Here is a 13,066-nt window from a genome sequence, read left to right as displayed (position 1 = left end):
GAATCCGCATTAGCTAGCGCAATACTTTGCTTAAAAACGCTTGGGTACGGGCTTCTTTGGGATGGCTAAATAGCTCATCGGGTGGACTAGATTCGACTACATAACCGCCATCCATAAAGATCACTCGATCGGATACATCGCGCGCAAAGCCCATTTCGTGGGTAACAATCACCATGGTCATGCCCTTTAGCGCTAAGTCTTTCATCACGTCTAGCACATCGCCGACCATTTCTGGGTCGAGTGCCGATGTTGGCTCATCAAACAGCATCAAATCAGGTTCCATTGCTAATGCACGGGCAATGGCGACTCTTTGTTTTTGGCCGCCCGATAAACTGGCGGGATAGGCATTGGCTTTGTCACTTAAACCAACCTGTGCCAATAGGTCTAGGGCTTTCGTTTCGGCCAGAGCGGGCGTCATTAGTTTTAGACTAATGGGCGCTAAGGTGATGTTTTGGATGACAGTTTTATGTGGGAACAGGTTAAAGTTTTGAAACACCATGCCCACTTTTTGCCGCAGTTTATCGACGCAGGCGTTTGGCGCTGTGATCAATTGACCCTCAATTTCGATATCGCCTTGGCTTGGCTGCTCTAACAGATTGATACAACGCAAAAAGGTACTCTTGCCGCTGCCGCTTGGGCCAATCACACTCACCACTTCACCCTGACGAATATGCTCGCTAATACCCTTGAGCACTTGGTTATCGCCGAAGTTTTTATGCAGGTTGGTTATTTTAATCACTTTGTTTCAACCTCTTTTCAAATTTCGACAGCACAAACGTGAAGCTGTAGGTCAGGAATAGGTAAATAAGGGCGCAGGTAAATAAGGGCACACTGTCCTCGAAGGTACGGCTACGGATGATTTCACCGGCGCGCATCAGGTCGACGCCACCGATAAAGCCAATAACGGCGGTTTCCTTGAGGAGCACGATAAATTCATTACCAAGTGCGGGCAGAATATTCTTGACTGCTTGGGGCAAAATAATCGATTTCATGGTCATGGCTTGGGATAAACCGAGCGAACGGGCCGCTTCGGTTTGACCTTTGTCGACGGCTTGAATCCCTGCGCGGATTATCTCAGAGATATACGCGCCGCTATTGAGACCAAAGGCGATGATGGCGGCGGTGATTTTATCGACATCTAAGGCTGAAAGCACGATGAAGTAAAGGATCACTAACTGCACAACCACTGGCGTGCCACGGATAACACCGACATAAAGATTGGCGGGGAAGCGGATGTACCACTTAGACGACATCTTCATAAAGGTGGTGCCAATGCCTAACACTGCGCCTAATAACATGGCGAAGAAAGTGACGATTAACGTCACCTTCAAACCATTTAATATCAGCAGTATACCTATCATGCCATCTTCGCCAATTGGGCTGAACAGCGAGCTGTTAATTGCGTCTATCATGCTGATATCACTTTATATGGGCAGAAACGAGCGTCTGATATTGGCCGTCGGCTTTCATGTTAGCCAGTGTTTTATTGATGCTCGCCAACAGTTCAGGCTGCTCTTTTGACACGGCGAAACCATAAAACTCAGCAGGAAAATCCAGTTTAATCATCTTTAATTCAGGATTTTTAGCCAGATAGTTAGCGGCAGGTTCGCTGTCGAATAACACTAAATCTACCTTTGAATTTTTAAGCTCCATAATGGCTTCGAAACCCGTATTAAAGGCGGTGATATTTTGGGTGTATTTCTTCGACATAATGTCAGCGGTTGTGCCTAACTGCACCGCAAAGTGTTTGCCTTTAATATCTTCAAGCGTATGAATACTATCGTTATCTTTGTTAACCAGTACAACTTGAGTCGCTTCGTAGTAAGGGTCAGAGAAGTTTACGTTTGCTTGACGTTCAGCGGTAATCGTCATGCCTGAGGCGATAAAATCAATCTTGCCTGAGTTAAGCGCGACGATCAGTGAATCGAATTTCATGTTTTCGACTTTCAGCGTCTTGCCGGCATCTTTAGCGATTTGCTTGGCCAGATCGATATCAAAGCCTTTGATTTCATCACCACTTTGGCCGCCAACATATTCAAAAGGAGGGAAGGCGGCATTAGTGCCAACGACTAACACGTCATCGCTTTTTCCGCATCCAGCTAACAACAAGGTGGCAGTTAAGGTCAGGCCGCCTAATAACATGGATTTTTTCATTTAAGACTCTCTTGTCGATTTCACTATCAGTGTGGCGACTATAGGCAGATGAGCATGTTGTGTCAATAATTATGCTGTTAATTTGATTAAAAATTCATTTTATTTTTACGGTTTTCAGTCGCAAGAATGAGGGGCGCTGCTTTCCCGTACAGATTTGTGTATAAGTTGTTTTTTCTGGGTTGAATTCTTGTGCCTTGGTCTGTATCTATTGTTACTGTTAGGTTTTTGGCTATCTGTACTTCTGTGGTGTTTATTAGCAGCTTCTCAATGAGAGTGTCATAATTTGCACTATCGCCTATTATTCTTCGATTAAATTGGCTAGTTTAGCCGCTCTTTAACGGCAACCTTAGTTGGTGTTATTCCTATTTTATGCAGTTTAACCCTCTGGTTGATTTGATCATCAAGCCAGAAACGATGTTTCAGGAGTCAAAAGTGAACTATCTCAACTCAGCATTAGTGTGTTTAGCCCTGTGCTTATCGAGTGCACTGCAGGCCGAAGAGCAAACTCAGTGGCATTACAGCTTAGGCAGCCATGATTTTGTGGTCGAGGATTCTCACACCTTAGGGGTGAATGCGAGTCTATTGTTAGAATATAAAACCCAAAGTGATATTTTGCTGACGGCGGCGCTGGATGCCTATATAGATGTAGATGTCGATAAACTCGACCCTGACCATATCCCAGTTTGGTTTAAGTCCACCTATGCTGCGAGTGGTGAGTTGTATCGTATTAATCCTGAATTTTCATTGGGTTGGCAGTTCGACTTACAAGGAAAGCGTAATACCGTTAGCTCGGTGGAGAAACAAGCTAAGGTATTTCCTGGGCTGACGGCTAACTTTGACGGACAACAATTACAGGCCCAGTTGAAGGCGGGGCCGGGTTATTACTATCTCGAAATCGATGACGATGTGCCTAGAACCCGAGGTTACGATCGTGGCGATTTTGGCAACGGTACGTTTGCTTATACCTTTATGGGAAGTGTCGGTGCGGATGTGACGCCTAAGCTACATATGCAAGTGGCCGCTCAGACGTGGCAAGACGAGGGCAAATGGTTAGAGAATCAATATCGCTTTGAGCTGAGTTACCAAACCGATTTTTGGCGGCCTAACAGCATGCTCGTGTTGAGCGCCGAGCACACGCAATACAATTTAGATCACTATGCTAAAGTCGATATTAACTCGGCTGAGTATTTGCCTATTCTGCCATGGGATAGCGATACGCTAGTGCGTTTGAGCTTAGTGATCCCTTGGTAACAGAGTGTCACTTATGAGTTAAGTGCTTCTCGACTAAAGCGATCATGGCTTGAGCTGCAAAGGACAATACTTGGTCTTTGCGCCAAAAGAGCGATAACTCCCAGCGCAGCTCGTCACTCGCCAGCGGGATATTCACGACGCCGGGTACACTGTAGCGCCGCGCGATGGAGCGCGGCAATACCATCACCCCAGTGCCCGCCGCGACTAAGGCAATCCCGAAATCGGCTTGGCTGACGCGGGTAATGTTTTTCGGGACAAATCCGGCGTGTCGGCAGGCATTGAGCACTAATTGATAGAGGGTATATTCGGTTTCGAACATCACTTGAGGATCGGCGCTGAGATCCCTAAACGACAATATCTGTCGGGTGGATAACGGATTTTCCTTGGGAAGCACCACTACCATAGGATCGTTAAACACCCGAATACCATCATAGCCATCATCAAAATCGATAATCCCTGTGGCTAGTTCAATCTCACCCTTTTGGATCGCCGAAGTTTGTTCTACACCGCCACGGACGAGCAAGTGCATGTCAATTTGCGGATATTGCTGGCGATACTTAGCAATAATGGGAGCAAAAATCTCGGCGCTGCCCAGCGGCGCTAATCCCAGATTGAGTTCGCCCGCAGTTAAGCTGCGCTGCGCCGTGAGTTCGGCGAGCATGCGTTGTCGCCCTGCGAGCAGGTCTTTACCGTGTCGATAAACGACTTCGCCTGCGGGAGTGAGTTTGACTTGGGTGCCGCGTTTACCGCGCTCAAGCAGGGTGAGATCGAGTTCTTGTTCTAACTGGCGCACGGCTTTTGATAACGCAGGTTGGGTGAGATGGACTTTTTCGCTGGCTTTACCAAAGCCTCCGGCATCGACGATTTCGATAAAATAGCGAATAACTTTGAGGTCCATTGGGCTTCACCTTTAAATGCATTCTTAAAATTCATGTATTACATTCTTAATATTCATTTTTTTTATCAAATAAGCAAGCCTAGAATAGCTCCATAGAAAACTTTGTTCTAACCGAGAAAATCATGTCATTCCCACAAGCCGCAATACGTCAGTGTCGACATTGGGCTTTGTTATTAACCCAAATCGGCCTCTTCTGTTTACTGTCCTTCGCTTGTCACTGGTTCGCCACTTGGGCACATTCTCCTATTCCTGGGAGTGTGATTGGCTTAGGCATACTCTTATTTTTATTAGGTTTTAAACTCATTCCCGAAAATGCCGTGCAACTGGGCGCCGCTTGGTTGATTGGTGAATTATTGCTGTTTTTTATCCCGCCTGTGATTTCGGTCATTAAGTACGAAGGTTTGTTTGAGCAATACGGCACCAATATATTGTTCACTTTAGTGATGGGCAGTGTGTGCGTGATGTTTGGTACTGGCTTTGTGGTCGACAGAGTGTTTCGTTTTGAGCGCCAACTGAACATCAAAAAGCAGGCCCGTCGCCACGCTAAGGCAGCTTAGTTATGACTGACTCAAAAGTAGTGGATTTTGTGTTGTCGCAGACCGGATTAGCCCTATTTAGTTTATTGCTGACGGTATTTTGTTACTTCGGCGCTAAGCGTCTCTATAAGTACCACAGAGTCTGGTGGTTAGCGCCCATAGTGTTGGCGCCGATAGTGATTACCTTATTGGTGTTTAATCTTAAGATCCCACTGCCAACCTATTTTGAATACACCCATTGGTTGATGGCCATGTTAGCGCCCGCGACTATCGCCTTTGCTTTGCCGATTTATCGTGAGCGTAACTTGATCCGCCAATATCCGCTGACGATAGGGTTAGGTGTAACGGCCGGATTATTTCTGGGGATGATTTCTTCTTGGTTGTTGGTGAAGTTTGTGCCTCTGCCGGTGGAATTGTCTAAGAGTTTGCTGGTGCGTTCGGTGTCGACGCCCTTCGCTATGGAGGCCACCAGTGCCTTTGGCGGCGTACCTGAGTTGACGGCCATGATGGTGTTAATCACAGGCGTGATTGGTATGTTGGTGTGCGAGCCACTATTCAAATTTATGCGGATTCGTACTTCGTTAGGTAAAGGTGTGGCACTCGGCGCCTCGGCCCACGGTGCTGGCGCGGCAAAAGCCACTGAAATCGGCCAGCAAGAAGGCGTTATCGCCAGTTTGACGATGATTTTCATTGGTATCGCTATGGTATTAGGCGCACCTGTTTTTGCGTTGATTTTTATCTAGGTTTTGAATTTTATCGTGTGAGTTTTATGGCTTGAATTTACACACCTCAATTTTGGCAAATTTGCCTCTTCGGGCGCTAACACCTTCTCAGTTATGCGCCTTTTTTTTTTGCTTGTGACCCGTCCTAAATATGGCATGCTGTACCCAGTTGAAATACAAAGTATTCAGGATGATTACAGATGTCTAATGAGCGAGATAAACCGCTAAAAACACAACAAAACGTGAGTTTACGTCCGGTTGATGAAACTGATCTTGAGGCGATTTTTGCCCATCAAAGCGATCCTATTGCTAATCAGCTCGCTCAGTTTCCGCCAAGGGATCGGGAAGCTTTTTTTAAGCATTGGCATGGGAATATTCTTGGGCAAGTCAATGTGCTAGCGAGGGCTATCGATTTTGATGGCAAGTTTGTGGGCAACATAGGCCATTGGCACAGTGACGGGCAAGCGCTGATAGGATATTGGATTGACCGTGACTACTGGGGTAAAGGCATCGCGACCCAAACCTTAGCGCAATTCTTGCCTTTAGTGAGTGCAAGGCCACTCTTTGCCGAAGTGGCTAAGCATAATCTGGCCTCCCAGCGAGTCCTCTTAAAATACGGGTTTGTGCTGACGGGTCAATTAATTCAAGAGAGCCAAGATACTGAAGCATTGCTCGAATTTGTTTTACGTTAGCTTATAACGGCTCAATTGCGGTATTTATGGCGTATGTTAATGCGTTTATATGCCATAAATCACGTCTTCCAATCCTTAAAACCCCTGAACAGCGGCCGCATTTGTTAAAAGTGCAAAAAGTCGTCCATTATTTTTATTGCCAATGATTCTACTGCCAAAACCCTCTTTTAAAGACGTAGTCGCTGTAGTAAGTCAAAAGGCTGGATCTAGCCGCTTGATTATTCAAGATTAGTGACAGGTTAAGCTGGTTTTACATAATAAAAATTGAGGAGAAACTGCTGATCTTGCAGATAAAAGTCTAATTGTATTCTATTTCTTTCACGGTAGAACTCCTATACTTAGCCAAACCTTGTGCCATAGCACAATCGATCCCTTATCTATTCAGTGAAATCTAAATGAAGATCCGTTTTCTGCTCAGTAGTTTTATCCTTGTATGCAGCAGTCTCACTGTTGCCGCGACAGCGCATTCAGCCGATTCGGCCTCTGTCACTACTAAACATGCCAGCAAAAATGCACCCGCTAAAAAAGCGCCTGCAAAACAGCAAGAAGTGGCATCGAGTAGCGCTATGGTGGTCGACCTTAAAACCAATGAAGTTTTATATTCGAGTAACCCTAATGCCGTGGTGCCCATCGCCTCAGTGACTAAGCTGATGACGGCCATGGTGACCTTAGATGCAAAGCTGGCGATGGACGAAAAGTTAGCGGTTAATATTAACGACACCAAAGAAATGCGCGGCGTGTATTCTAGAGTGCGTATCGGCAGTGAAATTAGCCGTAAAGACATGTTATTGCTGACTTTGATGTCATCAGAAAACCGCGCAGCAGCCAGCCTTGCCCACCATTATCCCGGTGGTCATAAAGCCTTTATTAAGGCGATGAATGCCAAAGCTAAAGCACTGGGCATGAAGAATACCCGTTATGTTGAGCCGACGGGTTTGTCGTACAAAAACGTCTCCAGTGCCAGCGATCTAATTGTGCTGCTTAAGGCCAGTGAAGGTTACCCTATGCTAGGCCAATTGAGTTCGACCGAGAAAAAGACGGTCACCTTTGCTAAACCTAGATACAGCTTAGATTTTCGTAACACTAACCGTTTGGTTTATAAAGATAACTGGAATATCCATCTCACCAAAACCGGTTTTACTAACGAAGCGGGGCATTGCTTAGTGATGCGCACCGAAATGGCAAAACGCCAAGTGGCCTTTGTGGTGCTCGATGCCTACGGCAAATATACCCATATCGCCGATGCAAACCGTTTACGTAACTGGTTAGAAACAGGTAAAGTCACCCCGATCCCAGCCGAAGCTAAGCAATATAAGAAACAGCGTAGCCAGCAGCAATTAGCTAAGTTGAGTGAGACCTAGGGCTAGGCTTTTACTTAGACGTCGAGCTGGAGCGACTCTCTTGCTTTAACGGCTTTATAAAGACTAAAAAAACCAAAGGCCAGATGAGCAATCAATCTGGCCTTTGGTTTTTTAATACTGTAAGTCATTGATGATTTTTGGTAAATTCCCCGTGGTATTATTACCATAGTGATTGATGTACTCAAGGAAGAAATACGTGTGGCTGTACTGCAAAAAAAACTTCAACTGATCTATTTTCCCTTCTTATTCACGAGCCTGTTATTTATCTCTGGCTATAGCTTAATCCATTGGCTGTTGTTGATTAAATTTGAGTTTTTTAGCTTAGATGAAGATCTGGCCAATTTGGGATTACCGCTGATACTGTCATGGCTCTTGTTGCTTGTTTTTCTGAGGCCAAGGCTAAAACTGCTGAAGTTTGTTAAGGATAATTCACGCTTTTTCTATCTACTTTTCGCCGTGCAGCTCGTGGCTGTGCCTTGTATTATTGCGCAGGAATATCTTAAAACAGCAACGGGTCAGTTAACCCAATTAGCATCGATCCAAGAATTGTATCTGCATAAAAAGACACAGTATTACCAGTTACAGCAAGCTTATATTGATAAGACGCAAATTGGTGTGCAGCGAAATATTGAGGTTACAGGAAAAAGTAACAGTCACTTGAATATGACGCTCTATATTGCGATGCCGATTTTTGCGAGTGGCGCCGATCGTCGCCGAACTTCTGTCTTAGCTTGGTATGGCAAAATTTATCAGCAGGAGATCAGTAATAGACTCGAACCCGATGAAAAAGAACAAGCATACAAGGCGTTTTTGACTCAATCCCAACGTGAGTTTGATAAGTTTGACCCGCAAACGTTTGTTTACCTTGAACGATTAGCCCCTTCATCTCTCCAGAGAGGCTTACTTAGCGCAGCGGAAAAAAGTCCGCTTTATCAAGCTGAATACCCAACGATTTTTATGCCGAAGTTTGAGCCATTTGAAGCCCGTAATGGCAATAAACTCGCTTGGATGCTGATTTGGTTTGTTGCAGGTGCTTTAGTCTGGTTTGTGCTCTTGCTACGGGTGAAACTGGATGAAGAAGCGCTTAAAGCTGAAACAGTTACAAAGCGTTTGAACCATGCGGGCACAATCGCCGAGCTTAACGATTTTTTTGAAATGATACGGCCCAAGCCGGGTTTTATTGCAACTCCTATTCTGATGTATCTCAATGTTTTAGTGTTTATCCTTATGGCATGGTCAAGCCAACATTTTATTAATTTACAGGGTAGTTTCATGCTTGAATGGGGGGCTAACTTTCGACCTAAAGTGCTTGCTGGTGAGTGGTGGCGCTTAATCACGAGTACCTTTATCCATGGCGGTTTAGCCCACTTAGCGCTGAATCTTTACGGCTTGTTTTTTGTCGGCAGCTTTCTTGAACCTGTACTCGGTAAGTGGCGACTATTTTTGGCGTATTTGATCACTGGGGTATTGGCAAGTATTGCCAGTATCTGTTGGTATGATGCCACTGTGAGTGTCGGTGCATCGGGCGCCATTATGGGGCTATTAGGAATACTCGTGATTTGGGCTTGGAAAAAGATTTTCCCTGAGGATATCAACTGGGTACTGAGTATTAACTTGGCATTTTTTGTGACCATAAGTCTAGTCGCAGGATTATTGGGTGGAGTGGACAATGCTGCCCATATTGGCGGATTGTTGAGTGGGTTAGGGGTTGGTTACCTTTCGCTGCGCTATGCTCGAGGTGCTCAGGGGGATCGAGGTGCTCAGAGAGCTCGGAAGATTGAGGGCCATAGTCCAGCTAAAAAACGTAAGCCGAGACGCAAATAAGTCGCGCTCGGCTTTGGATTTAAGAAGATTTAGGCGTGTTCAAACATTAAGAACAAGTAAACGATAAACAGCACTATATGCGTCGCGCCGTGCAGGGCATTGGTGCGACCGCTGCTGAAGCTGACCTTGCAGACCATTAAACTGGTGATTAACAGCACCATGTCGGCGGGTGACAAGCCTAAATGCACTTCTTGATCTATCACGCTGCCAATAATTAAGACTGCGGGAACGGTAAGGGCAATCGTGGCGAGCACTGAGCCGAAATACAGATTCATCGCCCGTTGTAATTGATTGTTTAACGCCGCCTTAAATCCGCCCACTGCTTCGGGTGACAAGATCAAACAGGCCACGATAAAGCCACCTAATGCCTGCGGTGCGCCTAAGGTAGCGACACTGTAATTGATTGGCATAGCTAAGGTTTTTGCTAATAAAATCACCACCAACAAGTAACCAATTAATAGCACGGTATGATAGGCATTACTGCGTAATATACCGTGGTGCTCCTCGTGATCTTCATGGTCAGCATCGACAAAGAAATGGCTGTGGCTCTTGGTTTGCACCACTAAAAATACGCCATAGAGCAGAATCGAAATAATGATCAGCATCCAAGACATGGCTTTAGACATGCTGCCGATAGTGCCGCCTTCGGTAAAATTGGGCAGCACTAAACAGAGTAAGGCGAGGGGGATAATGACGACCAAATAGGATTTTACGCCATCTAAATTAAAAAGCTGGGTGTGGTAACGCCAGCCGCCAAGTAATAAGGTGAATCCCACTAAGCCGTTGATAATCAACATGACCACGGCGAACATAGTGTCGCGCGCCATCACAGGGTTAGGTTCCCCTGTCAGCATCACGGAGGAGATCATCACCACTTCGAGTGATATTACCGACAGGGTTAAGATTAAAGTGCCATAGGGATCGCCAAGCTTAATCGCTAGCGCATCAGAGTGGCGCACCACTGAGAAGATGGCCCAAGTGACAACGCCTAATAGGGCGAGTGATACGGGAATATAGGTCGAAAGCGCAGTGCCATCGGCGAGTAGGCTATCGCCACCGGTTTTAAAGAATACTAAGGTCAGTATTCCCAGTAGCAGGGCGAACTCGTCTTTCATAAATGTCTTCATAGGCAGTTTGTCCAAAGCGAAAAAAAGGCCGTTAGTATAGACACTTGTTATGGCACACTTTGCATGAAACTTCTTTTAGATTTGGGGTTAAGGATAAATATTTGAGCTAGATCGCTGTAATCCCCAACCCCATTTCTACGTTAGCCGTGGTGCTCGGTTTTAATCAGTTTGCCGAGTTGATCATAGTGATTCCAATCCCCTGATTCTCGGTCGCTGATGTAACTGCCTTCGGTGCGTTTTTCGCCATTAGGCCAAAAGCTTTGCCATAGACCTTCTTTGCGATCCCTCAGATATGTACCTTGTTCGGCTAGTTTGCCATTATTGTGATAATAGCTGGCATCGCCTTCTTTTTGGCCTTTAACCCAGGTTTCAACGAGTTGTGGCTTACCGTTCTGGTGATATTGTTTAACTTGACCATCGAACGAGCCTTTGGCATAAGTGGCCTCTAGTTTGAGTTGGCCGTTACTGTAGTATTCCTTCGATTGACCATGGTTTTGTCCGTCTAAAAACTCAGTGCTGGCCGCTTGCATCCCATCCTCAAACCAGCTTTCCCATAGTCCAGTTTGATTGCCTTTATCCATAGTGCCGCTGAGTTTTAGCTGGCCATTATTGGGATAATATTCGGCATACGGGCCTGTTTTGTCATTTTTATCATAGGTTTCGGAGCGGTAAACCACTTGCTTAAAGCTGTAAAACTCCCTAACGCCGTGACGCTTGTTTTCCTGCCAATGGCTTTTTTGTTGGATATTCCCTTCTGGAATAGCGCCATAGGTCGGGTCTTTTTCTTCGTAGCGGTAGTCAATCCACAGACCTGTTTTTTGATTATCGAGATATTGCCCTGCCACACGGCGACGTCCGTGGTAATACTCAATATAGTCACCATTTAGCTTGCCAGCGTCAAAGGTTTGCTCCCGTTGTTTTAGGCCTTCGCGGTACTGGATCCATAAGCCTTGTTTGTTGCCGTTTTGATATTCGCCTTCCTCATTAGGGTCGCCATTGGCATACCAGCGGGCAAAATGGCCATCGAGCGGATAACGGCTGGCATCCTCCTTTTTCTTTGAGGCGTAATGGGCGAGTTCGCGAGGTTTGCCATTGTCATAAAAGGATTCATATTGACCAACCCATTGACCGTTAATGCGTTTGCCCCGCTCATTAACAGTGCCATCCTCAAAGTAGGACTCTGATTTACCCGTCAGTTTACCTTCGACATATTCATCTAAGCTGCGCAGTTGACCGTTGCTATGGTAACGGCGTGATTCACCGTGTCGCTGCCCCTGTTGCCATTGCTCAGAAGATTGCAGTTTGCCTGCGCTATAGCGCTCAAATAGCCCATCTCGAATGCCCATGTTGTAGTGGCTTTTTTCGAGTAAATTACCTTCGGCATCATAACGCTCCGATGGTCCATGAAGCGGATATTGGCCATTTTCAGCTAGCGTTGAGTCTTGATAACTGCGCAGTTCCTTAAGTTGGCCATTGTCGTAGAAATACTTTTGCGTACCGGCAAGTTGGTTCTGCTTATAGCTGAGATCGCTGGTGAGGTTTCCTTCGGCATTAAAATATTGCTGCTGCCCATCTAAAGCGTCGTTAACATACTGTTCTTCAACTTGTAATTTACCCGCATCGTTAAATTGCTGACACTTGCCTTGGCGTTGCCCTGCCTTATATTGGCAGAGGCTAGCGAGTTCGCCATTGGGGTAAAATGTCCGTTCTTCACCATCGAGCTGATTAAGATTGAACTGACTGGCACTCGATTTAGTCCCGTCGTCGAAGAAGGTTTCCCACAATCCTTGGCGGCGGCCTTCGGCATCGAAGCGACCTGTCACAGAAACTTGCCCGTCGGGATTTTGTTCTAAATAGGGGCCGGAGAGTTGGTTGTTTGCATAGCTTTGGCTTTGGGATAAGGTGCCGTTTTCATAGAAACTTTCCCATTTACCGTGGCGCAGGTTGTCGAGGTAGCTTTCTTGGGCTTGCAGTTTGCCACTGGCATAGAAGCGTTTTACCTGCTCTTTTTTACCGTCTTTATAGTGTGTTGTTTGGGTGAGTTGGCCGCTGCTGTTGTATTCCTTCCATTCGCCCGTGGGCACGCCTTTGGTAAATTGCTGCTCCTCTGTGACTGCACCGCTTAAATCGAACAGTCGCCAAGTGCCATCTTGATAACCCTGCTGATAGTTTCCTTCGATAAGCTTGCTGTTATTGGTATGAAATACTTGCCATTTACCATTAGGTATCCCCTGGGAAAATTGCCCTAAGGTATATCCTTGGTTATCGCGGACTATGGCGATATCGCCATTTAATGGCATGCCAGTGGCGAGATTGTAATAGCTGGGAATTCCGTCTTGCTGACGAATTTCGACCATCATGGAGGAGAGATTTTGCGCTGCTTGTACATGGACACTGGTTAAGCTGGCTCCCGCAATCGCGAGGCTGATAAAGCGAAATGGCGTATTGAACATGCTGATTCCTTGCTCTGTTCTGGGTCTTAAGGCCAAGGTATGTGCGGC

At 46.0% G+C, this 13,066-nt stretch carries 12 protein-coding genes; 6 read left to right on the top strand and 6 right to left on the bottom strand.

Translation table 11 applies throughout. From position 1 onward, the window contains the following. Positions 1-13: 13 nt before the first annotated feature. The 3 genes from DYH48_RS16515 to DYH48_RS16505 are packed head-to-tail and all read right to left on the bottom strand — an operon-like array spanning position 14 to position 2,154. The gene (locus DYH48_RS16515) at positions 14-739 is read right to left on the bottom strand and encodes an amino acid ABC transporter ATP-binding protein (RefSeq protein ID WP_115335382.1); all 726 of its coding nucleotides are present in this window, start codon (positions 737-739) and stop codon (positions 14-16) included. After that, positions 732-1,412, bottom strand: coding sequence for an amino acid ABC transporter permease (locus DYH48_RS16510; RefSeq protein ID WP_115335381.1), 681 nt, complete (start codon positions 1,410-1,412; stop codon positions 732-734). Before DYH48_RS16510 ends, DYH48_RS16515 begins: the two co-directional genes overlap by 8 nt. Positions 1,413-1,419: 7 nt before the next feature. Beyond that, on the bottom strand, positions 1,420-2,154 hold the full coding sequence (locus DYH48_RS16505) for a basic amino acid ABC transporter substrate-binding protein (RefSeq protein WP_115017319.1): 735 nt from the start codon (positions 2,152-2,154) through the stop codon (positions 1,420-1,422). 432 nt (positions 2,155-2,586) lie between these two features. Between DYH48_RS16505 and DYH48_RS16500 the strand changes: the two genes are divergently transcribed. Continuing rightward, positions 2,587-3,405, top strand: a complete 819-nt coding sequence (locus DYH48_RS16500; protein ID WP_256613082.1) for a hypothetical protein — start codon at positions 2,587-2,589, stop codon at positions 3,403-3,405. Positions 3,406-3,412: 7 nt separating this feature from the next. On the opposite strand, the gene DYH48_RS16495 is transcribed toward DYH48_RS16500, so the two are convergent. After that, on the bottom strand, positions 3,413-4,303 hold the full coding sequence (locus DYH48_RS16495) for a LysR family transcriptional regulator (RefSeq protein ID WP_012088404.1): 891 nt from the start codon (positions 4,301-4,303) through the stop codon (positions 3,413-3,415). Between the two features lie 122 nt (positions 4,304-4,425). Between DYH48_RS16495 and DYH48_RS16490 the strand changes: the two genes are divergently transcribed. From DYH48_RS16490 to DYH48_RS16470, 5 genes are all read left to right on the top strand, one after another. Further along, complete coding sequence (locus DYH48_RS16490; protein WP_006082862.1) at positions 4,426-4,860, top strand: CidA/LrgA family protein; 435 nt, start codon at positions 4,426-4,428, stop codon at positions 4,858-4,860. A 2-nt stretch (positions 4,861-4,862) separates the two neighbouring features. Beyond that, positions 4,863-5,582 (top strand): LrgB family protein, encoded by a 720-nt coding sequence (locus tag DYH48_RS16485; RefSeq protein WP_012088405.1) that lies wholly within the window; start codon positions 4,863-4,865, stop codon positions 5,580-5,582. 179 nt (positions 5,583-5,761) lie between these two features. After that, positions 5,762-6,253, top strand: a complete 492-nt coding sequence (locus DYH48_RS16480) for a GNAT family N-acetyltransferase (RefSeq protein ID WP_115335379.1) — start codon at positions 5,762-5,764, stop codon at positions 6,251-6,253. Positions 6,254-6,648: 395 nt separating this feature from the next. Beyond that, positions 6,649-7,614, top strand: a complete 966-nt coding sequence (gene pbpG, locus DYH48_RS16475; protein ID WP_006082859.1) for a D-alanyl-D-alanine endopeptidase — start codon at positions 6,649-6,651, stop codon at positions 7,612-7,614. 198 nt (positions 7,615-7,812) lie between these two features. Next, positions 7,813-9,438: a rhomboid family intramembrane serine protease gene (locus tag DYH48_RS16470; protein ID WP_115335378.1), complete on the top strand. Its 1,626-nt coding sequence runs from the start codon at positions 7,813-7,815 to the stop codon at positions 9,436-9,438. 29 nt (positions 9,439-9,467) lie between these two features. Here DYH48_RS16470 and DYH48_RS16465 read toward each other — a convergent pair whose 3' ends face one another. Next, entirely contained in the window at positions 9,468-10,565 is a 1,098-nt protein-coding gene (locus DYH48_RS16465; RefSeq protein ID WP_115335377.1) for a calcium:cation antiporter, read from the bottom strand. A gap of 140 nt (positions 10,566-10,705) precedes the next feature. Next, positions 10,706-13,018 carry a toxin-antitoxin system YwqK family antitoxin gene (locus tag DYH48_RS16460; protein WP_115335376.1) on the bottom strand — a complete coding sequence of 771 codons (2,313 nt, stop codon included), beginning with the start codon at positions 13,016-13,018 and terminating at the stop codon, positions 10,706-10,708. Positions 13,019-13,066: the final 48 nt, after the last annotated feature.

The organism is Shewanella baltica, assembly GCF_900456975.1.
GTDB classification, from domain to species: domain Bacteria; phylum Pseudomonadota; class Gammaproteobacteria; order Enterobacterales; family Shewanellaceae; genus Shewanella; species Shewanella baltica.
This window is presented reverse-complemented; position numbering and strand designations above follow the sequence as displayed.

Bases quoted from the DNA above. Each gene is read 5' to 3' on its own strand.
- DYH48_RS16510 (WP_115335381.1), bottom strand. From the start codon at position 1,412: ATGATAGACGCAATTAACAGCTCGCTGTTCAGCCCAATTGGCGAAGAT.
- DYH48_RS16505 (WP_115017319.1), bottom strand. From the start codon at position 2,154: ATGAAAAAATCCATGTTATTAGGCGGCCTGACCTTAACTGCCACCTTG.
- DYH48_RS16495 (WP_012088404.1), bottom strand. From the start codon at position 4,303: ATGGACCTCAAAGTTATTCGCTATTTTATCGAAATCGTCGATGCCGGA.
- DYH48_RS16490 (WP_006082862.1), top strand. From the start codon at position 4,426: ATGTCATTCCCACAAGCCGCAATACGTCAGTGTCGACATTGGGCTTTG.
- DYH48_RS16485 (WP_012088405.1), top strand. From the start codon at position 4,863: ATGACTGACTCAAAAGTAGTGGATTTTGTGTTGTCGCAGACCGGATTA.
- DYH48_RS16480 (WP_115335379.1), top strand. From the start codon at position 5,762: ATGTCTAATGAGCGAGATAAACCGCTAAAAACACAACAAAACGTGAGT.
- pbpG (WP_006082859.1), top strand. From the start codon at position 6,649: ATGAAGATCCGTTTTCTGCTCAGTAGTTTTATCCTTGTATGCAGCAGT.
- DYH48_RS16465 (WP_115335377.1), bottom strand. From the start codon at position 10,565: ATGAAGACATTTATGAAAGACGAGTTCGCCCTGCTACTGGGAATACTG.
- DYH48_RS16460 (WP_115335376.1), bottom strand. From the start codon at position 13,018: ATGTTCAATACGCCATTTCGCTTTATCAGCCTCGCGATTGCGGGAGCC.